At 70.4% G+C, this 22,568-nt stretch carries 23 protein-coding genes and 1 pseudogene; 9 read left to right on the plus strand and 15 right to left on the minus strand.

Annotated features, from left to right (window positions below; all coding sequences use genetic code 11):
* Window positions 1-3: 3 nt before the first annotated feature.
* The 4 genes from ACIBQ1_RS24150 to ACIBQ1_RS24165 are packed head-to-tail and all read right to left on the minus strand — an operon-like array spanning window position 4 to window position 3,559.
* Window positions 4-897, minus strand: a complete 894-nt coding sequence (locus tag ACIBQ1_RS24150) for a hypothetical protein (protein WP_397280777.1) — start codon at window positions 895-897, stop codon at window positions 4-6.
* Window positions 897-1,397 carry a phage tail protein gene (locus ACIBQ1_RS24155; protein ID WP_397280779.1) on the minus strand — a complete coding sequence of 167 codons (501 nt, stop codon included), beginning with the start codon at window positions 1,395-1,397 and terminating at the stop codon, window positions 897-899. Before ACIBQ1_RS24155 ends, ACIBQ1_RS24150 begins: the two co-directional genes overlap by 1 nt.
* A gap of 11 nt (window positions 1,398-1,408) precedes the next feature.
* Entirely contained in the window at window positions 1,409-3,280 is a 1,872-nt protein-coding gene (locus ACIBQ1_RS24160) for a phage tail sheath family protein (protein ID WP_397280781.1), read from the minus strand.
* Window positions 3,281-3,298: 18 nt separating this feature from the next.
* Entirely contained in the window at window positions 3,299-3,559 is a 261-nt protein-coding gene (locus tag ACIBQ1_RS24165; protein ID WP_397280784.1) for a hypothetical protein, read from the minus strand.
* A 497-nt stretch (window positions 3,560-4,056) separates the two neighbouring features.
* Between ACIBQ1_RS24165 and ACIBQ1_RS24170 the strand changes: the two genes are divergently transcribed.
* The gene (locus ACIBQ1_RS24170; protein WP_397280786.1) at window positions 4,057-5,691 is read left to right on the plus strand and encodes a RecQ family ATP-dependent DNA helicase; all 1,635 of its coding nucleotides are present in this window, start codon (window positions 4,057-4,059) and stop codon (window positions 5,689-5,691) included.
* A gap of 96 nt (window positions 5,692-5,787) precedes the next feature.
* On the opposite strand, the gene ACIBQ1_RS24175 is transcribed toward ACIBQ1_RS24170, so the two are convergent.
* Window positions 5,788-6,243, minus strand: a complete 456-nt coding sequence (locus ACIBQ1_RS24175; RefSeq protein WP_397280789.1) for an iron chaperone — start codon at window positions 6,241-6,243, stop codon at window positions 5,788-5,790.
* Window positions 6,244-6,555: 312 nt separating this feature from the next.
* On the opposite strand from ACIBQ1_RS24175, the gene ACIBQ1_RS24180 reads away from it, so the two are divergent.
* From ACIBQ1_RS24180 to ACIBQ1_RS24190, 3 genes are all read left to right on the plus strand, one after another.
* Complete coding sequence (locus ACIBQ1_RS24180) at window positions 6,556-7,344, plus strand: GNAT family N-acetyltransferase (RefSeq protein WP_397280791.1); 789 nt, start codon at window positions 6,556-6,558, stop codon at window positions 7,342-7,344.
* A gap of 53 nt (window positions 7,345-7,397) precedes the next feature.
* A complete protein-coding gene (gene infA, locus ACIBQ1_RS24185) occupies window positions 7,398-7,622 on the plus strand; it encodes a translation initiation factor IF-1 (RefSeq protein ID WP_397280794.1) in 225 nt (74 codons plus the stop codon).
* Window positions 7,623-7,920: 298 nt separating this feature from the next.
* Window positions 7,921-8,244, plus strand: coding sequence for a DUF6355 family natural product biosynthesis protein (locus ACIBQ1_RS24190; RefSeq protein WP_397280796.1), 324 nt, complete (start codon window positions 7,921-7,923; stop codon window positions 8,242-8,244).
* A gap of 394 nt (window positions 8,245-8,638) precedes the next feature.
* On the opposite strand, the gene ACIBQ1_RS24195 is transcribed toward ACIBQ1_RS24190, so the two are convergent.
* The 5 genes from ACIBQ1_RS24195 to ACIBQ1_RS24215 are packed head-to-tail and all read right to left on the minus strand — an operon-like array spanning window position 8,639 to window position 13,803.
* Window positions 8,639-8,878, minus strand: a complete 240-nt coding sequence (locus tag ACIBQ1_RS24195; protein ID WP_397280798.1) for a hypothetical protein — start codon at window positions 8,876-8,878, stop codon at window positions 8,639-8,641.
* Window positions 8,875-9,159 (minus strand): YrhB domain-containing protein, encoded by a 285-nt coding sequence (locus ACIBQ1_RS24200; protein WP_397280800.1) that lies wholly within the window; start codon window positions 9,157-9,159, stop codon window positions 8,875-8,877. The genes ACIBQ1_RS24195 and ACIBQ1_RS24200 overlap by 4 nt, the downstream gene beginning before the upstream one ends.
* 19 nt (window positions 9,160-9,178) lie before the next feature.
* Window positions 9,179-13,135: a toxin glutamine deamidase domain-containing protein gene (locus tag ACIBQ1_RS24205; RefSeq protein WP_397280802.1), complete on the minus strand. Its 3,957-nt coding sequence runs from the start codon at window positions 13,133-13,135 to the stop codon at window positions 9,179-9,181.
* The gene (locus ACIBQ1_RS24210; protein WP_397280804.1) at window positions 13,132-13,431 is read right to left on the minus strand and encodes a hypothetical protein; all 300 of its coding nucleotides are present in this window, start codon (window positions 13,429-13,431) and stop codon (window positions 13,132-13,134) included. The genes ACIBQ1_RS24205 and ACIBQ1_RS24210 overlap by 4 nt, the downstream gene beginning before the upstream one ends.
* Before the next feature lie 21 nt (window positions 13,432-13,452).
* On the minus strand, window positions 13,453-13,803 hold the full coding sequence (locus ACIBQ1_RS24215; protein WP_397280805.1) for a YbaB/EbfC family nucleoid-associated protein: 351 nt from the start codon (window positions 13,801-13,803) through the stop codon (window positions 13,453-13,455).
* A gap of 729 nt (window positions 13,804-14,532) precedes the next feature.
* Between ACIBQ1_RS24215 and ACIBQ1_RS24220 the strand changes: the two genes are divergently transcribed.
* Window positions 14,533-14,964: a hypothetical protein gene (locus tag ACIBQ1_RS24220; protein ID WP_397280807.1), complete on the plus strand. Its 432-nt coding sequence runs from the start codon at window positions 14,533-14,535 to the stop codon at window positions 14,962-14,964.
* Window positions 14,965-15,031: 67 nt separating this feature from the next.
* On the opposite strand, the gene ACIBQ1_RS24225 is transcribed toward ACIBQ1_RS24220, so the two are convergent.
* The gene (locus tag ACIBQ1_RS24225) at window positions 15,032-15,625 is read right to left on the minus strand and encodes a TetR family transcriptional regulator (protein WP_397280809.1); all 594 of its coding nucleotides are present in this window, start codon (window positions 15,623-15,625) and stop codon (window positions 15,032-15,034) included.
* An 87-nt stretch (window positions 15,626-15,712) separates the two neighbouring features.
* On the opposite strand from ACIBQ1_RS24225, the gene ACIBQ1_RS24230 reads away from it, so the two are divergent.
* From ACIBQ1_RS24230 to ACIBQ1_RS24245, 4 genes and pseudogenes are all read left to right on the plus strand, one after another.
* Window positions 15,713-16,825 (plus strand): FAD-dependent oxidoreductase, encoded by a 1,113-nt coding sequence (locus ACIBQ1_RS24230; RefSeq protein WP_397280810.1) that lies wholly within the window; start codon window positions 15,713-15,715, stop codon window positions 16,823-16,825.
* Window positions 16,822-17,478 (plus strand): DUF3159 domain-containing protein, encoded by a 657-nt coding sequence (locus tag ACIBQ1_RS24235; protein WP_397280812.1) that lies wholly within the window; start codon window positions 16,822-16,824, stop codon window positions 17,476-17,478. Before ACIBQ1_RS24230 ends, ACIBQ1_RS24235 begins: the two co-directional genes overlap by 4 nt.
* A 380-nt stretch (window positions 17,479-17,858) precedes the next feature.
* Window positions 17,859-18,326, plus strand: a pseudogene (locus ACIBQ1_RS24240) (response regulator transcription factor); the annotation flags it as partial.
* A 1-nt stretch (window position 18,327) separates the two neighbouring features.
* Window positions 18,328-18,849, plus strand: coding sequence for a sensor histidine kinase (locus ACIBQ1_RS24245; protein ID WP_397280813.1), 522 nt, complete (start codon window positions 18,328-18,330; stop codon window positions 18,847-18,849).
* A gap of 183 nt (window positions 18,850-19,032) precedes the next feature.
* On the opposite strand, the gene ACIBQ1_RS24250 is transcribed toward ACIBQ1_RS24245, so the two are convergent.
* The 4 genes from ACIBQ1_RS24250 to ACIBQ1_RS24265 are packed head-to-tail and all read right to left on the minus strand — an operon-like array spanning window position 19,033 to window position 22,538.
* Window positions 19,033-19,716 carry a hypothetical protein gene (locus ACIBQ1_RS24250; RefSeq protein WP_397280815.1) on the minus strand — a complete coding sequence of 228 codons (684 nt, stop codon included), beginning with the start codon at window positions 19,714-19,716 and terminating at the stop codon, window positions 19,033-19,035.
* Complete coding sequence (locus tag ACIBQ1_RS24255; protein ID WP_397280816.1) at window positions 19,713-20,501, minus strand: hypothetical protein; 789 nt, start codon at window positions 20,499-20,501, stop codon at window positions 19,713-19,715. Before ACIBQ1_RS24255 ends, ACIBQ1_RS24250 begins: the two co-directional genes overlap by 4 nt.
* Window positions 20,491-21,612: an ATP-grasp domain-containing protein gene (locus ACIBQ1_RS24260; RefSeq protein ID WP_397280817.1), complete on the minus strand. Its 1,122-nt coding sequence runs from the start codon at window positions 21,610-21,612 to the stop codon at window positions 20,491-20,493. Before ACIBQ1_RS24260 ends, ACIBQ1_RS24255 begins: the two co-directional genes overlap by 11 nt.
* Window positions 21,609-22,538, minus strand: coding sequence for an NAD-dependent epimerase/dehydratase family protein (locus ACIBQ1_RS24265; protein ID WP_397280819.1), 930 nt, complete (start codon window positions 22,536-22,538; stop codon window positions 21,609-21,611). The genes ACIBQ1_RS24260 and ACIBQ1_RS24265 overlap by 4 nt, the downstream gene beginning before the upstream one ends.
* Window positions 22,539-22,568 lie beyond the last annotated feature (30 nt).

Consider the following 22,568-nt stretch of genomic DNA (forward strand, 5'->3'; position numbering starts at 1 on the left):
CGCCTATCCCGTCGCCACGTCGAGCTGGTCCAGCAGGAGGCGGACGTAGCGCCGCCGCCGGGACCGGGCGAGGTTCAGGATCTCGCTCAATGGCCAGTGGTAGTGCAGGCTCAGCAGGTGCACGTCCCGCTCGAACTCCGGCCTCCGCCGCATCATCTCGGTGAGGAACGCCAGGATCGGGTCGAACTCGCCGGTGAACTCCCGTTCGCACTGCGGGCAGACGGCGTCGAACTCCCGGTCCACGAGGGCGGAGTGGCGGCGCATCTCCTCGGCCATGCCCTCCCACAGCCCGGGAGTTCGGGCCAGCAGGGCTGTCACTTCCGCGGTGGAAGGTGGCGGGATCATGCAGCGGCCCAGCAGGGCGGCCGCGCGATCGGTTTCCGACGCGCCACCACCCGACGCGCCACCACCCGACACCCCTCCGCCCGACTCCTCCTCAGCGAGAGCGCGGCCGAGGGCTTCCAGGTCGTCCCCGTGCGGCAGGCGGAAACGTAGCCCAATGGGATCCAGCGAGTACGAGGGGCGCTGCGGCCGAGGCTCGGCAACCAGCCCCTCCAGAGCGAAGTCGAGGTCCATCCGCGTACCGCATCCCCGTTGCGGACAGGTCACCACCAGCTCCACCCGGTCCCCCAGGGTCAGCCGCCACAGCCTCAGGATCAACCACTCCCGGTCGCCGACCGGCAGCGACCGTACGACGTCACGCCCGGGCGGCGCGTGCGGCCCGACCCGGGTCAGGCACCTGGTGAGCAGCCCGGTGACGACCGCGGGCTCGGGCGTGGTGAGGGGCAGCCCGTACAGCCACTCCTCGTCCTCGCCGCACGCCGGCCGGATGGCGGCCTCCTGATGACAGGAGCCCGCCGCGTCCAGCCAGCCGCCGGGCAGCAGCAGCTCCGCCATCACACTTCCGTCGGCTCGGTCACTGACGGGTCGCGCTGCCAGCCCTCGTTCTGGACGATGATGTGCTGGATCGCCACCGCGTTGGAGGAGGCGTCGAGCTCGGGCAGCGCCTGGTACTCCGAGACCCAGCAGCGGAACAGCGTGTACGACAGCGCCTTCTGCCCGGCCTCGTTGTAGACGTCGATGATGATGTCCTTGCGGAACCCCTTGAGCGACCCGGCCGCGTCGCCCTGGAAGTTGTGCACCAGGTTGGCCCAGTTCTCGAAGGTCGGGTCGTGCGTGACGCCGGCCTCCATGGTGACCGGCTGGAATTGGGAATTGCCGGGGAGCAGGCGGCTGGCGCTGGGGTCGCCGCCCTCCCGCCATCGCGTCACCTCGGTCGTACGGCGCAGCGCGCTGCACTTGGACAGGCCGGCGACGTACTGATTATCGATCTTGATGCGGAACTTGAACGTCCGGTACGGGTCGAACCGGTGGGTGTTGACGGTGAAGCGGGCCACGGGGCATCTCCTCAGTTGCCGGCGGTCTTCTGGCTGATCTGCAGCACGACGAACTCGGCCGGGCGCAGCGGCGCGAAGCCGACCGCCACGGTGACGATGCCGGCGTCAATCTTGTCCTGCGGGTTGGTCTGGGCGTCGCACTTGACGAAGAACGCCTTCGACGGCGTATCGCCCTGGAACGCTCCATTTCTGAACAACGTGGTCATGAACGCGCCCACGTTCAGCCGCAGGCTGGCCCACAGGTTCTCGTCGTTGGGCTCGAACACGGCGAACTGGATGCCATTGGCGATGCTCTGCTCCAGGAAGATCGCCAGCCGCCGTACCGGGATGAAACGGTAGGCCGGGTCGGAGGCGGTGCCGAGCGTACGGCTGCCCCACAGCACGATGCCGGAGGAGGGGAAGAAGCGAACGGCGTTGACGCCGGCCGGGTTGAGCACGTCCTGGTCGGCGTCGCTGAGCCGGCGGGCGAGGGCGACGGCTCCGGTGATGTTCGCCTCGGTGCCGGCGGGGGCCTTCCAGACGCCGCGCCGGGAGTCGATGCGGGCGTACATGCCGGCGGCGAAGCCGGAGGGAGGCACCGGCAGCGGGTCCGGCACGGTGCCGTTCGGATTCACCATGGACAGCCACGGGAAGTACACGGCGCCGAAGGAGCTCTTGACGGTGAGGCCGTCGACGAAGCTCTTGGCCGCGTCGCGGGTGTCGGCCGAGGCGGGCAGGTCGCCGATGAAGAAGCAGTCGCCGCGCTGGCGGCAGTAGCCGGTGCCCGCGTCGACCGCCTGCTTGCTGCCGATGCCGGGGATCGCGACGATGTTCACGTCCCGTACGGGGTCGAGCAGCGGCAGCGCCTGAAGGAAGTCGGCGTCCTGCGGGGTGGTGCCGTCGCTGCCCTGCGTCACGGCCAGGGTCGCGCCGCCGACAACTCCGTCGCCGACCAGGAACGTCCCGTTCGTCGGGCGCAGGATGGCCGCGCCGGTGTTCTCGGTGCCGCCGTTGGTGGTGCCGAGCTTGAGCGCCGTAGCGGCGTTGCCGTCGGTCGCGTTGCCGACCTGGACGGACGAGCGCTTGCCCGGCGCGCCGGAGGTGAGCGTGTAGACGTTGTTCTCGAACTTGGCCTGGAACGAGCCGAACGCGCCGGACGGTGTGCCGGCGCGCAGCGGCGACAGTTGCTGGACGGCGTTCTGGATGGCGGTCGCGATGTGCTGGCCGGTGTCCACCGGGTCGGTCAGGGTGATCGTCTGGGGGCCGTCGCCGTTGACGTTGACCTGCAGGCGGCGCAGGGCCGTGGGCAGCGCGGTCACCGGGGCGGTCCCGGAGACGCTGGTCCCCGCGTCGGCGGAGTCGTCGGCCTGGTCCACGCGCAGCCGCACCAGCGCCGAACGGGCGTTGACGACGTTCTCCACGAAGTTGGCGGCGTCCGGGTTGACGCTGAGGTTGTCGAACGTCTCGGCGACCACGCCGGCACGCCGCACCGCGACGGCGAACTCGCCGGCCGGGCTCAGCGTCCCGTTCGTAACCACGAGTTCCAGGTCGTTGCCCCACTTGCCGGGGCTGGCGGCGGAGACGACGAGAATCCTGGCCGGCGAACCCTTCCGGTCACCGATGTCGATGCTCGCGGTCCTGGCGTTCGCGGCGACGCGCACCACGTACAGCCGCGTGCCGCCGTTGTTGAAGAACTGCAGGGCGGCGTGGGCCAGATATCCGTCGTTGAGGAATCCGCCGTACGCGGCCTGGAACTCGATGAAACTCGTGACGAGCTGCGCGTGGTCCAGCGGGCCCGTCTCCGCCTTTCCGAGAAACGCCGCCGTGGAGGTGCTGACGCCTTCGATCGGGCGTACGGCGCTCGGCACCTCTTCGATGAACACGCCGGGATGCAGATGCTCCATGCTGATTTCCGTCCTCTGCTAGTCGTCGGCCCGCGGGGAATCCGTGTCGGCTTTGCCGCTGTCTTTTCTGTCGCGCCTTCGCCCGCGCGCCGGCTCCTCGCCGGTGGTGTCCAGCGCCACCCGGCCCTGCTCGCCGAGCGTCCGGATCCAGGGGTTGTCGCCGATCTCGAACGGCTCGATGGCGGCCGAACGCTCCCCCGGCGCGAGGTGCAGCGTGCTGCCGCTGTTCAGCTCCACCGATACCAGCGTGCGCGAGATATTCGTGATGTGAACGGGCATAGAACACCCTCTTGGTGAGAACAGTGGGATCCGCCGCCGGCTGTCCCAGTGGCGTCAATCACTAGGCGTTCCATCTCGTTCCATCGCGCCTCGGCCGCTGGAACGCGTTGTTGACTGATGTGTACAGAACCGGTCGGCCTCGGCATCATGACGAGGCCCAGGGAGTTCAGCGACCCGTACGTGCTCGACGCCGCGATGGAGGTTTTCCGGGAAAAGGGCCACGAGGCCACGAGCGCACGGGGCTCGGTGCGCGAGCGGCTGCGGCGGCTGATCGCGGGCTCGAACTTCGCGTCCCGTTCAGCCGTTCGGGGCATGCCCGGCCGTCCACGAGATCGCAAGTCCACCATCGCCAGTGGGCCGGGGCACCTAAGATCAAGCCACCGCTCAGGGCGGGCGAGTTGCCGTAAGCTGCGGCCCGATCGGTCGCAGGCATGCGGCCCGCGAGTGCGGGTAATGACCGCCACCGAGTGGAGGGCTGGGGTGGCATGGGCTTGTGGATGAGGTTGAAGGGCCGGTTCGGGCGGCAGGGGCGGAAACTGCGGGCCACGGCCTTGCGGCGCTTCGGCTGGACGGAGCTGCGCCCGGGCCAGCAGGAGGCGATGGAGCACTTACTCAAGGGCCGCGACGTGCTGCTCGTCATGCCGACCGGCGGCGGCAAGTCAGCGGTCTACCAGGTGCCCACGCTGCTGCTCGACGGCCCCGCGATCGTCGTCTCGCCGCTCATCGCGCTCCAGCGCGACCAGGTGACCAACCTGCTCAAAGCCGACGCCGGCGGCGCCGTGGCGGTGAACTCGACCTCCTCGGTATCGGCCGGGCTGGAGAAGGTGACGGCCGGGGACGCGGCGTTCGTGTTCCTGTCCCCGGAACAGCTCGCCAAGGCCGACGTCGTCGAACGCCTCGCCCAGGCCGGGCCCTCGCTGATCGTCATCGACGAGGCCCACTGCGTCTCGTCCTGGGGCCACGACTTCCGGCCCGACTACCTGCGGCTCGGAAAGGTCATCGAGCACTTGGGGCACCCGCCGGTGGTGGCCATGACCGCCACCGCCGCCCCGAACGTCCGCGAGGAGATCATCCGCTCGCTGGGGCTGACCGACCCGGTGGAGATCATCAGGGGGTTCGACCGCCCGAACATCTCGCTGGAGGTCCGCCGCTTCGTCTCCGCCCAGGACAAGAAGCGGGCGCTGGTCGAGCACGCCGCCTCCCAGAGCGGTCTCGGCCTGGTGTACGTCGCCACCCGCAAGGAGACCGGGGAATACGCGGCCGCGCTGACCCGCAAGGGACGCCGGGCCGAGCCGTACCACGGCGGCATGCGGGCCACCGAACGCACCCGCGTGCACGAGCTGTTCACCAGGGGCGAGGTGGACACCGTCGTGGCGACGTCGGCGTTCGGCATGGGCATCGACCGGCCCGACGTGCGCTACGTGCTGCACGCCGAACCGCCGGAGTCACCCGATGCCTACTACCAGGAGATCGGCAGGGCGGGACGGGACGGCGCTGCGGCCTCGGCGGTGCTGTTCTACCGGCAGGAGGACCTGGGCCTGCGCCGCTTCTTCACCAGCGGGCGAGCCGACGCCGAGGCGCTGCTGCGCGTGGCGACACTGGTTCGCGAGCACGCCGGCACGGTGCCCGCGGGCGAACTGGCCGCGCTGCTCAAGATGAGCACCTCCAACCTCGCCAAGCTCGTCAACCTGCTGGAACACGCGGGCGCGCTCACCGTGACCCACACCGGCGACCTGCGCTACGCCTCCCCCACCCTGACACCGCAGCAGGCCGCCGCGCGGGCCTCCGAACTGGACGAGGCACGACGACGCGTGGACGACTCGCGGATCGACATGATGCGCGGCTACGCCGAGACCAGGAACTGCCGCCGCCGCTTCCTGCTCCACTACTTCGGCGAGCCGTACACCGGAACCTGCGGCACCTGCGACACCTGCGAGAACGGCCCGGCACCCGAACCGGCACCCGCCTCGGACGGCGGGGAGCTACCCGTGCAGGCCAGAGTGACCCACAAGATGTGGGGGGCGGGGACGGTCATGAGCCGCGAACATGACCGGATCACCGTGCTGTTCGACTCGGTCGGCTACAAGACGCTGACGCTGGCCGCGGTGGGTGACGTCCTCCACCGCGTGTAGGTCCCGCACCCACCGATGCCGATCGTGGCGGTGCATCGCGGTTCCAACACCAGGGCGGGCGCGTCAAGGGGCCATCGCCAGAGCTCCAGGAGCTGGTCAGCTCACCGCCTTCTGCACGAGCGCGGCGATCCGTGCCTCGACGGCCGGGGTCAGCTCCGTCAGGGCGAAGGAGGTCGGCCACATGGTGTCCTCGTCCAGGCTCGCGACGTCGTTGAAGCCGAGCGTCGCGTACCTGGACTTGAACTTCTGCGCGTTCTGGAAGAAGCAGACGACCTTGCCGTTCTTGGCATAGGCGGGCATCCCGTACCAGAGTTTCGGTGTCAGGGCCGGCGCGCTGGCCTTGACGATGGCGTGGATCCGCTCTGCCATGGCGCGGTCCGGCTCCTCCATCTCGGAGATCTTCGCGAGCACCTCGCGTTCCGCGTCGTCCTTGGACCCACGGCGCGAGGCCGCCTTCAGCTCCTTGGCGTGCTCCTTCATCGCGGCCCGCTCCTCGTCGGTGAAGCCGTCGAACTTGTTGCCGGTCGCGGCGGTGCTCTTCGCGTCCTTCACGATGGTTCCTTCCTCATGAACCTCGGTGGGTGTGACACCCATGCTAGGAAAGACCCCCAGGCAGCGGCTTCTTGAAACCTGACCGGTTGCCACCCGCGAGCCGAGGACCGCTCCGGTCGGGCGGCCCGGGAAAATGGTTGGACGGGACGATGCGCGCGTTGATACCGTCCTGCGAACCGTGGCACTGCACGAGGAGGTGAGACCCATGAACGCTGTATCGATGTGGGTGCTCCCCTCGTCGTCACGGTCGAGCGACTGACATAGGTGTCGCCGGGAGCGCCTCGACAAGGCAATCCCGAAAGGCGACACCCTATGAATTCTGCTCATTTCCCGTCAGGCGCCGGCGAGCACGCCGTAACGATCAGCCAGGTTGCGGAGCGGCAATGGCACGCCGTCGAGGGCGACCGGGTGCTCGGCCGCGGCGACACCTCACGCAGGCCCGACGGACGGACGTTCCTCAGCATCGACGCCTGGAACGGCGAGGTCTTCGACCGGCTCGCCGACGCCATGCTGGCGGACCTGCCGAGGCCGCTGCACACGGTGGTCGACGAGACCGACCTTGACCTGACGTCGCAGTGGGAGCGTGCCGGGTTCGCGATCCGACGCCGCGAGTGGGAGTACCTCGTGCCCACCGACCCGCGGATCACGGGTCTCGGTTCGGTGCTACCACCGGAGGACGTGACGATCGTGGCCGCAAGCAAGGTGGAAGAGGCCCCTCTGCGTACGTTGGACCGCGCGATTCGCGACGAGGTCGAGGCCACCGTCGGCTGGCAGGAGATGCCCGCCGAGGTGGTGCCCGGCCCGATCGTGCTGGATCCGTCGAAGTACGCGGTGGCCGCACGGCACGATCAGTACGTGGGCCTGGTCCGGCTGGCGGCGGTGACCAGGCAGCCGCGGATCGGGCTGATCGCGGTCCGGTCCGGCCGGCAGCGCCGCGGCATCGCCCGGGCGCTGCTCGCCCACGTACTGGGTGCCCTGCACCACAGCGGCACCGAAGTGGCCTCGGCCGAAGTGAACGAGTCCAACCGGGCGGCCATGGCGCTGTTCGAGGGCGTCGGGGCCCGGCGTACGAGCAGCAACCTGGAGCTGGTGCTCCGCTGAGGCCGCACCGCGGCTCGCGTCAACGGCATTCGTAGTGAAGAGGTGAAAGAACGATGGCAAGATCACCAGGCGGTATCGAAATAGAGGGCACGGTCGTCGAGTGCTTGCGTAACGCCACCTTCAGGGTGGAGCTCGAGAACGGGCACAAGGTACTGGCGCACATCAGCGGGAAGATCCGGAAGAACTACATCAAGATCTTGCCGTATGACCGGGTGCTCGTGGAGCTCAGCCCGTACGACCTGACCCGCGGCCGGATCCTGTACCGCTACAGGACGTAGTCACCGCCCGGGGCAGCGGTTGTCGGCGCCCGGCTTCGACCCGGTCGCCGATACCCGTACGGCGCCGAGCCGCTGTCGTGGGATCAAGGCGACCATCCCGATCAAGGTTGATCAGGCCTCCAGCCGGCCTGCCGCCGCAGGACAAGGCGGCCGCCGTGCAGGAGCCGCAGTGCGACGGCGGACGGTTTCCTGACGCCACATAACGAGGCGGCAGAAAGAAGACAGGTTCGTGAAAGGTCGATAGTGCAACATCAATGCAGAAGCTACCCATTGGCTGGACGAATGAGAAAGGATCCGCATGACCGGACGGGTTTTGAAGACTTTGGCCGCTGTGGCAATCGCCGCCGGAACGCTCACCATAGCGGGTGGTCCCGCACAGGCCGCTACCTCATCAACCGCGGCTTCTCCATCCCTTCTGGCGTGCGGCTACGACCCTGACGCAACGTGGGCTCACTACAACCACTGTGATAGTAGGACTTCGGTCGTTATCCGGGTGGAGGTGGTATTCGGGGACGATTACGACCGGTGCGTCAGACCCGGACGCACCAGCCTCGGCCCTCGTAGTCTCGGCGGCCTTACCCCCGGCGTCACCTACGCCTACTACGTCGGCAGGACATGCTGAGCAAGGCGCCTCAATAGTTATGGCTGCGGAATTGAGAGGGCGTTACGCAGGTTGATGTGCCTTCCGTCGCTTTCGCTCGGGATGGCGTGCCGGTCAAGGGCTCTGCGGGGCTACGGTCGAGGCTGAGCGAACAATCCGGGCTCGTCCTCGACGAGGCGGCCGCGGCCGGCACGTCCTCGTCGCCGCGGCCACCAACCTTCTCCGGCTTGCCGATCACGACCGGCGCTCCCCCGCACCCGTTGCGTGTCCCCGCCGCAACTGACGGGGAAGCGCAGCAGGACGACCCCCATCCCGGCGTGGAGCACGTCTCTTCGACTCGGCCTCACAGAAGACCCTCCTGTGGACACGGCTCATATGTAGTGCATCAACCTCGGGCCCGGACAGCCCTCGCCTCTCAGGTGCGGCGTAGCTCGAACGCCCGCACCGCCCCCTCGGCCGTCGGCCGCAGCGCGAACCGGACATCGCCGTCGCCGGGGTATTCGTGCCGGTGGTCGAAGCCGCCCTCATAGATCTCCGCCGGGACGCCTTCGGGGAAGGCCTCGCAGTAGGGGACGTACCGGCCGGCCGCCTGCGAATCAACCCGTTGCCGGAGCCTGGCGCACGCGTCGCAGATCGCGGGCCGCCGCCGCGTCACAGCCCCGCCTCGTAGTCCTCGGCCGCCGCCTCGCCGGTGTACATGGAGTCGTACTCGACGAGCCCGCCGTCGGCCCGCCGCACCAGGACCGGTCCCAGCCCGGCGTACGTGGTGCCGGGGTCGCCCGTCTCGACGAACTCCGCCGTGGTGATCGTGAAGAACCACCCGTACGGCCGCTCCACCGTCACCGCGTCGTGCACGACCAGCCCCTCCCCCACCGCGCTCAACTCCTCCGCGATGTACGCGCGCACGACCTGCTCGGCCTCCTCCTTGCCGATCATGATGGTGATCCGTCCTTTCTCAGCGGGTCTGGAAGAAGTCGTACTCGCGGTACTTGCCCTCCATGGGGTGCCGGTCGACGTATACCCGCTGGTGCTGGCCGTCCGCGTAGTAGATGTTGCCGTTGACGTTGAGGACGTTGCACACGTGCCCGATGCCGGAGCCGCTGTAGCCGATCACCACGCCGCGTGACCCCGGCCCCTCGTTCTGCAAAATCTTCGCCACCTTCTTGAGATTGCTGAGCCGCAGGTGCTTCTCGATCGCCCGCCTGCCCATCGTGGTGCGGATGACCGGGACCGGCGCGGCGTTCAGCGGCCCGGCCACGGCCGGCTTGCCGCGCAGGATGTCATCGATGGCCAGGCTGGTCTCCGGGCAGTTCCTGTTGTGCCCGGTCGGGTTGACTTTGCTGATGATCGCGAGCAGGTCACCGAACCTGATCTCCCTGGAGCCGAGGTCGTCGATGAACTTCCGCAACTCCCCGTACGCCTTCCGCATGGCCTCCTTGTGCTCCTCGCTGAGCGGCTGGGAGGCCTTGTCGTAGTCCTCCACCCGTTGCGGGCGCAGTCCGGCGAGGGGCACCTTGGTCCGGCGCTCGACATTGACCTTGCCGAAGTCGTCGTGGTCGGAGATCGGCGGCTCGTACCCCTTCGTCCCACTCTGACCGGCGGCACCGGTCCCCTTCAGGTCGTCCGGCTCCAGGTCGAAGTCATAGAGCAGGATCTCGCTGATGAAGCCGATGCCGGTGCTGGTGTCCTCCCTCTCGCGGAAGGCCACCCAGTCGTCCATCTCCGCCGCGCCCTTGAACTTGTACCAAGGCGTCCGGCCGGCGTCGGCCAGGCCGTGACGGCGGACGAACGCCTGGGCGTTGTCGATGGCGTCCTGGAACGCGTCCGCGTCCTGGTCGCGGTCGGCGGCCGTGTACTGGTGGGCGAGATGGTCGGCCTCCCGCATGACGTCTTTCCAGTGGCGCCGGTCGGCCTGGGAGTCGTACAGGTTCTCGGCCTGGTAGGCGGCCTCCCGCGGCTGGCCGCTCTGGCCGCTCTGGCCGCTCTGGCCCAGCGGCCGGGACGTCTGTGCCATTGACTGCTGCTCGCCGGTCGGGCCGGCCAGGCCGTTCTGACGGGCGGCCCAGACGATGCCGTCGCGTACGTACGGGGAACGCGCCTGGAACGTGTCCAGCAGCCACTGGGTCCCGTCGCGGCCCCAGGTGTTCGCCATGCGCTGGAGGATCTTGCCTGCCTGACGTTCGGAGTCCTCGTCCCGATAGCGGGATTCGCTCATCCGCCCGTCCATGGCCCGCAGCGCCCACAGGTCCGGATCCGCTTCCGGGTCGTCGGAGGGACCGCGCCTGCGGGCATAGACCTCTTCGCGGGAGCGCGTTGTCAACGCGGTGTCCTGTGTCCGGTGTGCCCGCGTGGTGTACAGCCGATCGATCAGCTCACCGACCGCCTTGGCCAGGGGACGCGGGGTCGCCGAGGTCCTGTACTCGGTGAACGCCTCCGCGATCAGGTCGCGGGGGGTGGTGGCGCCGTACGTGGACAGGCGGGACTCGACGGCGGTCACGGTCCCTTGGTCGTGCACGCCTGTGACGTCGTACGGGCGGCCCAGCGCGGCCGAGACGGTGGCGTTCAGGGCGGTGCGCGCGTCGGGGTCGCTGATGATGCGGTCGGCGATGTGCTCGCCCACCTCGTGGTAGAGCACACCGCGCACCGACCCCCCGCCCGGCACCGTCCACCCGGTCGCCTCCTCCACCCGCCCGGCCTCCACCTGGTCGGCCATTGCGACGGGGTTCAGGTGGATGCCCCGCCCGGCACCGTCCATGACCGCGTAGGCCACCAGGTCCGGCTGGGTGACAAAGTTCCCGTGCGGGTCCGTGGTGCTGACGGTGCCGAGGGCGCGCGTCAGGTCCGGGTAGTCACGGGCCAGCTCACGTAACGCCTGATCAATGTCGCTCGCCACCTCCGGCCCGATCCCCTCAAGCCTCGGTACGGACGGGGTGCCCGCCCCACTGAGCGCCAGAGCCAGCGCCTCTTTGGACGGCACCAACTCCCCGCCCTGGACATCCACCCCAGGCCCTGTCACGTTCGGGGCGCCAGAACCCGGCGGCACAGAGGCGGCAGCGGCCGGGGCGCTCGACCCGGCCCCCGCCGAGGCCGCGGTGGCGGGCCCACTCGACGCGGCAGCCGGGGTGTCAGGAGTTGTCGGCACATGGCCGGCGGCGGTCGGCCCGGCCCCCGCCGAGGGCGGGGTAGCGGGCCCTCCCGTCCCGGCGACCGGGGTGCCGGGAGCCGCGCCGATCGGGCTGGTCTGTGCCGATGAGCCACCTGGCGCACCGCCGGCCGCCGACTGGCCGCTCGATCCCGCCCCTTGCGATGCCGCACCCGCCTGCCCCGTCCCGCCGGACGCGGTGCCCGGTGCCGATCCTTGCGGTGTCGCGCCTGCCTGGGTGGTGCCGCTGGAGGTGGTGCTTGGTGGTGCTCCGGTCGGTGCATTTCCGGTCGGTGCATTTCCGGTCGGTGCACTTCCGGGCGGTGCGCTTCCGGTCTGGGCCGACGCGGTGGGGGTGCTGGCCGGTGTTGGGGTGGGGCCGCTGCGCTGGAGGGCGCCTGTCGAACCGGTCCCGTGTGCGTCGCCGGCCGGGGTGGGTGGGGCGGTTGTCATCGGGGTGACCCCGCCGGCCCCGTGGGTGGCGGTGTTCTGGGTGCTCCCGCCCTGGCCGGAGCCGACGCTGGGCGCCGAGGGCGAGGGCGAGGGGGTGGGGTCTTGGGCGAGGGCGGTGAATTCCGCGCGGGCCAGGGCCGTTGACGGGTTGGCGAGGGCGGAGAGGACGTCGGTGCTGAGGGGGCTGATGGTGCCCACTCGGCCGGCGCCGGCCGCCATACTGCCCACCAGCCCCTCCACCGTGGGGAGTTGCCAGGTGCCGTACACGACGCCGTTGGAGATCATCCCGGCGGGGGCCGAGACGAGCGCGTTGGTGGCGGCCGCGCTCGCGGCCTTGGTGGGGTACCGCATGAGGACGTTCGCCGGCCCACCTGCATCCCCGGCCGCGGTGTCGAGGTGGCGCAGGCCGGGGAGGCCGGAGACGTACTTGGAGACCGCGGGCGCGACCCGGGACGCCAGCAGGGCGCCGGTCGCGTCGCCGAGGACGTTCGCGGCCGTCATGCGGGTGTCCCAGCTCGTACGCGTCCCGAGCTCCATCTGCCGCTGCTGGGCGAGCCCGTCCATGAGCAGGCCCTCGCCCACCTCCTCCGGCAGTTCGCGCAGCATGTGGCTGGTGACCGCCCTGGCCAGCAGCCCCTGGCCGAGTTGCCTCCCGCCGAACTGGGCCGTCTGGACGGCGGCGAGCTTCGGCGCGACGGCCGTGAGCCCGCGCCCGGCCCCCGCCGCCCGTTCCAGGGAGCCGAACACCTGGTTGAGGAAGGCCCGCAGCCGCTGCGCGTACGCGGCGAGCAGCGGTGTGGTCGCGCCCGCGGTGAGGAAGCTCGCCATGACCCCGACGGCGGCCGCGCCGACCGTGATCCAGTAGCCGACGTTGATGGACAGCTTGCCGTACTGCGTGGCGCGCGCGAAGGAGTCCTGCTGCAGCGCGTACGCCCGAGCGGCCCGCGCCATCCCCGCCAGCCCCGTCTCCCCCGACGCGAGCTCGTCGGTGTGCTCGCGGAAGGCGTCGGCCGACGCGCCCGACCACCCGTCCAGCATCGTGGCCCGCGAGCTCACGTCCTGCCCGGCCAGCGCCGTCCGCGACAGATCGTCGAAGGCCACCGCCAGCTCCGCCAGGCCTTTCTCGCTGCCCTCCGGCCACATCTGCCCGGCCGCCACCAGCGAGATCAGGACGTCCACCCACTCGGGCGCGCCCTCTCCCCAGGCCGGCGTGACGTCGGTCGCGTAGCCGCCGCTGCCGATCGTGTCGTCGCCACCGCCCGGCGGGCTGGTAACCGGTGTGCTGCGGTTGTGCTCCGCCCCCGCGTGGACGCTCACACCCGATCGTCCCTCGGTGCGGAGGCGGCCTCGCTCGTGGTCTCCACGGTCTGCCGTACACCCTCGCCGGTGGCCTCGTGGTTCCTCATGAGCTGCCCGGCCCAGGCGATGAGCGTGTCGGGCCCTCCTTCGGCCGAGTACGCCCGGTAGAACTCCTGCCCGGCCGAGTCGCCACCCCAGGGGGCGGCGGCGTTCAGCCGTTCGATGCGGGCGGTGGCGTCGCGCAGAGCGTCACCGAGTCCGGCGGCGTGGCCCTGCCAGCCCTTGAGCCCGGCCTCGACCTGAGACCGCTCCATGCGTACGTGCTCGGCCATCCGCTACCCGATCTCGCGCAGCCGGTCGTCCAGGTGCCCCAGCACGCTGTCGAGGTCGCCGTCCAGGTGGGCCCGCATCTGCTCCGGCGGGACGAGGGGCGCGAACATCCGCACGATCTCCTCCTGGGCCATCGCCGCGGCCTGCTGCACGGTGGCGGTGATGAGGCCGGCCAGCCTGCCGCTGTCCCGCAGGCGGGAGACCCGGGGGTCGAGCTCGAGCCGGATCAGGTCACCGCGGGCGCCCACCGTGGCGGAGACGAGGCCGTCGGGCGAGCTGTGGGTGACCTGCAGGGCTCGGGCGCGTTGGTGCAGTTCCAGGGATTGATCCTGTAGTCGCAAGAAATTGTCACGCAATTGGTTCGCGTATTCATGCAACTGGTCAGCGTTCATTTCCCGCACCGTAACGGGAGAAAGTCGGCTCTTAGCCCCATTTCGGGATTCGTCGAAGTGACCCGGCCCGCGTGGTCAGAGGAGTTCGGCCACGGCGCGCAGCGCGGCGAGACGCTCCGCCTGCGCCCGGGTTGAGCGCCTTCTACCGGCGGCAGGGCTTCGACGTGATGGAGCCCGGACAGTCCGTCGAGTTGTGCGGGGAACTTGCCCAGCTGAACCGGGACGCCTACCTGCCGGACTACGTACGCGGTCTTACCGTCCAGGGGTTGATCTTGTTCCAAGCAGGGCGAGCAGGTGAGGCCGTCACCCCGTTGGTCGGAGGTATGGTCATCGGTCAGCCCCGGGTGTGGATCCCCCGTGCGAACTCGGCCGTAGAACGGGGCTGGTCATCCACCGGGCGGGGCGCCCGCAAGATCGCCGTCGCCTTGCCGCGTGAGGACGGCAGCGGCGATCCCCGCACGCGGCCGAGAAGCCGTGGTCGTGGTGGTGATCGCGCCGGGTGGTGTGGACGTGGCCGGCCTGCCGTTCCGCGTCTGACGCTGTAACGCCCCGCTGCCCCTCCCGGTCAGCGGGGTGTTCTCCCACTGGTGGCGGCGCAGCGCAGGCTGCGCCGGCGCTCGGCGAGGTCGGTGCGGGTCTGGAACCTGTGATCGCCCTTGACGTGGAGCAGCCTTGGCAAGGAAGAGTGTTCAGATGAAACGACAGGAGATACGCTTCAGCGCTCGCCTGGATACCGACGAGGCGCTGGAGCAGGTCGCCGCCCGCGTCGGACAAGCATTGAACTGCACCTTCGCCCGAGGTGAATTCCAACGCCGGCACGCACAAGTCGCGTACGTCTTCGGCCTCAAACTCTCCGTGGTAGGCGAGTACGGCATCGGTGGCAAGAAGGTAGCCAAACTCCTCGGCGAAGTCGCCGAGGAGGGCTTCCTCTACGCGCCGGATGGCAGCGACTCGGTCGAGTATGACGAAGTGGATACCAGCGCCTACGTGGTCGACCTCCTCACCATCCGCACCAAGCTCCAGTGGTACCGCCCCACCGCAGAAGACCACGCCGCCGAACGCGCAGCAGCCCGCGGCATTGACGACTGGCACGGGCAAGTCGGCCCCCAGGAAGGCGACTGGTGATGCGGACTTTCACGGCGAAGGACGGCCGGCCCACCCTGCGCAGTCCGGTGAGGCGGGCCCGCTGCTGTTACGGCTCGCCGGTGAGGCAGCGATCCACCAGCGGGCCGAATCGGGCCACCAGGTCATCGGCGGGGGCGGAGGCGATCGGCTCGATCTTGACCAGGTAGCGTGCCACGGCCAGGCCCAGGATCTGCACGTTGACCATGCCCACCCGCAGTGCCGCGTCGGGCGTGTCGAGCATCGCCGCCAGGCGCCCGCTGATCTCCCGGTCGATGAACTCCCGCAGGAGCGCCTCGGAGGTGTCGTGGGTGGGGGCGGAGCGGGTGAGGATCGCCAGCGGAGTCCTGTCGGAGCTGTCCAGGTTCTCCACCAGCGTCCGGACGATCCGCTCCCCGATCCCGTCGAGGCCGCCCGTGAAGATCGACGCGATCGCGGCCGGCGTCTGCGGGGACATGTCGACGGCCGCGCCGAACAGCCCCTGCTTGGTCTTGAAGAAATAGAACACCATCGACGGGTCGACGCCCGCCTCGGCGGCGACCGCGCGCACCGTGGTGCCGTCGTAGCCGTGCTGCCGGAACAGTGTCCGGGCGGTCTCCAGGATGCGCTGCCTGCTCTCCGCGCCGGATCGCCAGCGCCCGGGCCGGGCGCGGTCTGCTGTCATGACCCGGAAGTCTACCTTTCTCCATCAATCGGTGAAGTTTGGGTTAGAGTGTTCTTCACCAAGCGATGGAGAAAGGTGTGTGGCGGTATGCGAGTGATCGTTGCCGGCGCCGGGCTGGGCGGGTTGACCCTCGCCCAGGGGCTGCGCGAGGCCGGGATCGACGTCGTGGTCTACGAGCGGGACGGGGCGCGAGGACGCCCGCAGGGCATCAGCCTGCACCTCGACGAGCGCGGAATGGCGGCGCTTCGCGCGTGCCTGCCGCCCGCGCACGCCGCGGTGGCCGAGGCCACGATGGGCGGGCAGCGCGAACGGACGCTGATGCTCGGCGAGGTAGAGGGGGTGCTCTCGGTCGTCGGCGCCAGGCCCATGGACGGCACGGCCGGCCGGGTACGGCCGGGCCGGCAGACCCACCGGCCGCTGCTGCGGGCGGTGCTGCTGGCCGGACTGGAGGACGCGGTCCGGTTCGGGACCGCGTTCACCCGGTTCGAACGGCAGGGCGCCGGGGTCCGGGTGCACTTCTCCGACGGCAGCGTGGACTCCGCGGACGTGCTGGTCGGCGCGGACGGCATCGGCTCGGCGGTGCGCCGGCAGTTCCTGCCGCACGTGCGCGTGGCCGACTCGGGCAGGCGCATGCTGATGGGCGCGGCACCGCTGCGGGCCGGTGCCGGGGTGCACGCGCTGATCGGGCACGATCCCGCCAGCCTGCAGGCGGACGGGATGGTGATGGCGCTCGGCGTGCTGCGCTTCACCCAGCCCCCGGCGGCGGCGCGTGATCGGTGGCTGCCCGCGCTGCGCGCCCGGGCGGTCGACGGGGCCGAGGACTACGTGATGTGGGCGCTGTCGTCGCCCCCCGTCGCGAGCGAGGCGCCGGACGCGCTCTGGCAGAGGGCCAGGGAACTGGCCCGCGACCTGCCCTCCCCGTTGCGGACGATCGTGGAGGAGGCGTGGCCCGGCCTCACGGTCGCGCTGCGCGGCGGGGCGATTCCCGCGATGGAGGCGTGGCCCGCCGCTCCGGTGACGCTCATCGGGGACGCCATCCACGTGGCGCCCGGGTTCGGGGGGAATCTGGCGATGCAGGACGCCCACCGCCTCCGCGATGCCCTGATCCGCGCCGATCGCGGCGAGCAGGACCTGGCCGCCGCGATCGGCGGCTACGAGCACGCGATGCGCCGTGACAGCTTCCCGCAGCCGGTCGCATGAGCCTGCGGCTTCTGACGAGCGGGTCGATGACGGTGTTCGCCGCGGTGGGCGGCTGGCGAACGGTCGCCGAAGGGGTCGCGTCCCGGGCGCTGTTCCTGGTGGCCTACCTGCTGACCGGCCAGGTCCTGGCCTCGGCGCTCACGGCCGTCGGCGGGGTGCTCGTGCTGGCGGTGGTGCGCGTGTTCACCGATCGCAAGTACTGGCAGGCGGCCGGCGGGCTCGCCGTCGTGGGGGTGTCGGCCGCGATGGCGGGCAGCACCGGGCAGGGCATCGACTTCTACCTGCCTGGCCTGCTGTTCACCTCCGCTGGCGGGACGGTGTTCCTGGTGTCCATGCTGATCCGGTGGCCGGTTGTCGGGCTGGTCGTGGGTGCGGCGCGCGGCGAGGGGTTCGCCTGGCGGCGCGATCGGGCGCTGATGCGGCGCTACCAGGCCTGCATGGGCGTGTTCCTGGCGCGCTTCGCCGTCGCCGTGGCCGTGATGGTGCCGCTCTACCTGGCCGATCAGGTGGTCGCGCTCGGGATCGCCAGCACGCTGCTCGGCGCGCCGTCCATGGGGCTGTGCGCCTACCTGAGCTGGCGGATCCTGCGGGCTGGCGGGAGCACCGAGCCTACGGGGACGTCAACCGTTGGTGGCCAGGGCCTCGGCCGGTGACAGGCGGGAGGCCCTGATCGCCGGATACAGCCCGGCCGGCCCTCCGATGACCAGCGTGGAGCCCAGCCCACCGGCCAGCGCCCAGACCTGTGACGCGCCACGGTAAATGTCGCGCTCTTGTCGTGGCGGTCCGGCACTTGGTCGATGGAGTGGCGGGCGTTATGAAGGCCGTTGTCCGGCCCCGAGTCCCTTGGGACGGGACAACGGCCTTCGAGCGATGTTGTGTGGGGCCCGCGCCTTCCTCCAGGAGGACGGGGTTGAGGAACCGGCGGACAGCCGTTATCGCGTACGCCCGTGGAGCTTCGCGGGCGGGCGGTCATGATCCTGTCCATTTCGGCGGTGGGGTAGCCGCGGCAGAAGTGCGGAGTACGGTGTGTGCTGTGATCCGGGTGCTGCTGGCCGACGACGAGGCGATGATCCGCGCCGGAGTGCGGGCGATCCTGAGCGCGGCCCCGGACGTGGAGGTGGTCGCCGAGGCGGCGGACGGCCACCAGGCCGTCGAGCAGGCCCGCGCGTACCGTCCGGACGTCGTCCTGCTGGATATCCGCATGCCGGTCCTGGACGGGTTGAGCGCTGCGGCGGAGCTGCGGCGGGTGGTGCCGGAGACGGCGGTGGTGATGCTGACGACCTTCGGCGAGGACGAGTACGTGGCCGCCGCCCTGGAGGGAGGGGTGTCGGGATTCCTGCTCAAGTCCGGCGACCCGTACGAGCTGATGGCAGCGGTGCGCGCGGCGCACGAGGGGGCGGCGTTCCTGTCGCCGCGGGTCGCCCGCCAGGTCATCGCTCAGTTGTCCGGTGAGCTGATGGCCCGCCGGCAGGCCGCTCGCGCGAAGGTCGCGGCACTGACTGGTGGAGCGGGCCGCAGCCTCCGGCGTGGACGTGCGGCTGGAGACCGACGAGGAGGCAGAGGCCGGGCTGCCCGACCCGACCGCCCGGGCCGCCATCCGCGTCGTGCAGGAGGGGCTGACCAACGCGACCAAGCACGCCCCCGGGTCCGTCGTCCGCGTGAGCTTGCACCGCACCGGCGACGTGCTGGAGGTGACCGTCGCCAACGGGCGGGCGCACGGCCCGCGGCAGAGGCCGGCCGACCCGGCCGGACCCGGGTACGGGCTGGTCGGCCTGGACGAACGCGTCCGCCTGGCCGGCGGCACGTTGCGCGCAGGTCCCGACGGCGACGGGTTCACGCTTACCGCCTGTCTGCCCGTGGACGCTCAGCAGGCCGCCGCGCCGTCGCCGGCCACTCCCCCGGAGCTGGCCCTGGCCGGGGCGCGTCGAACGCTGCGCCGCGGCCTGGTCACCACGTTCTGGGCGCCCACCGTCCTGGGCGTCATCCTCGTCGCGATGTTCCTGCTCCGGGGCGGAACGTTGTGATGGCTACTTTGCCGCGAGTGGATGGCATTGGTCTCCATCGTGCCGCTCGGAGTGGCCGTGCTGCCCCGGAACGCGTCTTTCGCGGTCGTGGACGAGAACGGCGACTGAACCGGCAGGGATCTCGGTGCAGCACTGGGGAAGAAAGTCGGCCTACGTAGTGCCAGGGCCGCGGGCGGCCCCGAGCTACCGTGGCGCCTGCTTCCCCTCACCGGCAGGAATCTCGCCTGCTCCGGCCGCCGCCGTCCGCCGGAGCCGGCGGAGCGGGACGAACAGGACGAGCAGTGCCGCCACCACGTGCACGATGATGAAGACGTACGCCTCGGTCTTGGTCGCCGGATGGCCAAGTCGTACGGTGATGTGGTCCGCCCACGTCCACACCTCTGGGATGGCGCTGAGCCGGCGGTTCATCGAGACCGCCACCAGGTCCTCCAGCCCTGACACGTGCAGGATCGACATGGCCAGTCCCGTCCGGAGCACGCCTTCCCGCGAGCCGCCGCCGATCCGGTAAGCCAGCAGCAAGGCCACGATGAAGAACGGTACGAACACCACGACGTGGAGATAGAGGTCCTCGAAGGTGCCCGACCCGTCCTCGATGTCCATCGCCGCCATGAACGTCGCGGGCACGAAGTACAGCAGGAAGCCCAGGAAAAGGGCGGGAAGGGCGATCAGGTGCAGCCGCAGCCGGCGCGCGGTCTCCACGTCCAGCCAGGCGATCGCCACGATGGCGGCCAGTTGCGGGGTGAGCTTCACGAGGAAGCCCCACAGGCTGGTGATGTCCTGCTCGTACGGCAGGACGAAGCGGACCAGCCCGGCCAGTGCGACGGCCACGACGCCCGTCACGAGCGTTACCAGGTTGGCTCTGATCACGGTGTGACTCCAAGGATCGGGGTGTCGTGGGCGGGGCAGCGTCCGAGCGTGGCGGCGCCGTCCGGCACCACGTCGACCAGCACGGGCCTGCGCCTGAGCAGCGCGGTGACGGCCAGCGAGCCGTCGTCCGCCACCCGCGCGTGAAAACGCCGCCACAGCAGATGAAGGTGACCGCACCCGGCGCGTGCGGCGTAGTAGCCGAGGTACGGATCATGGACGAGATCGCTTCGGCCGGCGCCGTCCAGCCCCGCCCGCTCCAGCACGCGCGTCTCGACCTCGGCCAGCGCGGGCAGGAACTCGGCCACGGCCTCGCGCTCGCCCACCAGGACTGCCCGTCCGGCCGCCGCGGCCAGCCGTAGGGCGGGCTCGTTGAGCTCGCGCCGCCGCCGTTCGTGCCTGACCTTGGCATCGGTCGCCAGCAGCACGCCGTAGCGCCTGGACAGGCCGAGCGTGCGCCGGTCGAGCACGGCCCGGCGCACCTCCAGCACCGGTGCGCGCCCGCCGGCGCCCGCCATGCTCAGGACGGCACGCAACTCGGCGGTGGAGCCGATCCACAGGCTGGGCTCCGCTCCCGGGTCGTACGGCTCGGCGAACGGGCACAGTCGGTGTAGCTGCCCCGCCAGGTCCGCGCACGGCGTGGGCACGGGCTCGCTGAGCGCCCGGCCGGCCCGTACCCACTGGTCCCGGTAGAAGGGTACGCGGGCGAAGGCCGACCGGACGGTGCGCCGGTAGGCCCGCTCCCACAAAGCGGCGGAGAAGCCGAAACCGGAGTTGCTAGCGGACATCTATCCTGATCAGCGCATCGAGGTCGGCCGGTACGTGGTCCACGACGTAGCCCAGCTTGGCCCGGCACTCGGTGTAGGGCACGACCTGGTCCCCCGGCTTGGCCACCACGACCACCTCGGCGCTCTCCGGTAGTGAGGCCAGGCCCTCGATGGCGGCGAGCGTTCCCGCCGCCGGCGCGCGCAGCACTCGTACCGAAGCGGGACCCCGCCGGGTCGGGGTCAGATCGGGACGCTCTCCGACCGCCAACCGGACGGCGGCTTCGACCGTGTCCACCCCGTGCATCAGTCCGAGCGCCTCCCCCAGCCCGTTGCCGCCGATCCGCGCGCCCATCTCGACCAGGGTGACCTCACCGTCGTTCACGAACAGGTCGACGTTGAGCGGGCCGTCGGAGTACCCGAGGTCACCGCAGACGAGTTCGAGTTGCCGGGTGACCTCCTTCTCCAGGACGCCGTCGCCCGGCGCCATGTCGTGCCCGACCGCCACCACCTCCGGCGGCGCGGTGACGCGCCTGCTCAGACCGAGGAGGGCGACCCTGCCGTCCTGGAGCATGCCCTCCGCGCAGAGGTCCTCACCGGTCAGCAACTCCTCGATGATGACCCGCCCGCTCGGGGAGACGTCCGCCGCGTGCGCCATCGCCGCCGGGACCTCGCCGGGCTCGCGGCAGATCGTGATGCCGCGCGAGCTGCCGGAGTCCACCGGCTTGACGATGACCGGCAGCGGCGGCCGCAGCGCCGGGTCGGTGGCGTAACGCGGCCCCGGCAGGCCGAGACGCTCGCATACCTGGCGGAAGTAGAGCTTGTCCGTCGAGGCGCGCAGCGTCTCCTCTGTCAACCCGCACGGCAGGCCGAGCATACGGGCAAGTTCGACCAGCGACGGGAGGTTGATGTCGGTGCCGGGGGCGAGCAGACCGGCCAGCCCGGCACGCCCGCGCAGCGCGGCGGCGATGGCTGGGACGTCACGGGTGCTGATGTGGAGGAACTCGTCGGCCTCCCCGACCCCCGGGGCGTCCGGCCGCATGTCGACGCAGATCGTGGTCAGGCCCATCCGCCTGGCGGCGCGAAAGGCGCTGACCGTGCCGTCCGAGCCGCCCAGGATGACCAGGTGGCTCATTGCGGGGGGCTCCAGTGGGTGCCGCGGTTCTCGATGAACCAGTCGACGGTTTTGGTCATGCCCTCCGGCAGCGAGACCAGCGTGTCGGGGGCGATGCCGACCGAACGCAGCGTCTCCGGGTCGGCGGTGACGGCCGTCTCCGGGGTCTCGCCCGGTCGCATGGGCAGGTCGACGATCGGGACGCGGTCGTAGCCGCGTTCCACGCAAATATCGATGATCATCTCGGCGACGGCGCGGATGCTGGTGGACTCGACAGGGCCGATCTCCACCACGTGGTTCAGCGGGCCTTGAGCAGCCGCGGTCTCCAGCGCGGAGACCAGCCCTCTGGCGACGTCCCCGACCCAGACCATGTCGGAGATCTGAGTGCCGCCCCCGTACAGCTCGACCGGCATGCCGGACAGCGCGCGGCAGACCACGGCCGGGGTGATCTTGCGGACCTTGCCGGGCGCGAACGGCGGGGCGGCCATCTGCCGTGGGCCGTAGGCATTGACGACCCTGACCTGGTTGACGCGAGTGCCGCGGTGCGCATTGAACATGCGGACGAAGCGCTCGACGGCGGTCTTGGAGATGGAGTAGCTGTTGTCCATCCAATGGTTGCCGACGCAGATGTAGACGCCGGGCAGGTCGTACTGGGCGACGGCTTCGAGGAAGTTGAGGCCGCCGACGAGGTTGGTCTCGGCCGCGGGACGCGGGTTGGCGATGGTCTCCTGGGTCCCGAGGACGGCGGCCAGATGGATGATCGCGTCGGTGTGGGCAGCCAGTTCGACCATGGCCGTGGCGTCTCTGATGTCGCCGAGCATGAATTCGAAGGTTCCTGTACCGCGATTACGGTGGTCGAAAATGACCGGAGTGTGACCGCGGGCGGCTAACTCCTCGCATACGTAACGGCCGATGAAGCCGTTGCCGCCGGTGACGCCAACTTTCATGCTTTCCCCCTGATCAGCGCCGCGCCGGTG

It is taken from the genome of Nonomuraea sp. NPDC050153, from assembly GCF_044460125.1.
Lineage (GTDB): Bacteria > Actinomycetota > Actinomycetes > Streptosporangiales > Streptosporangiaceae > Nonomuraea.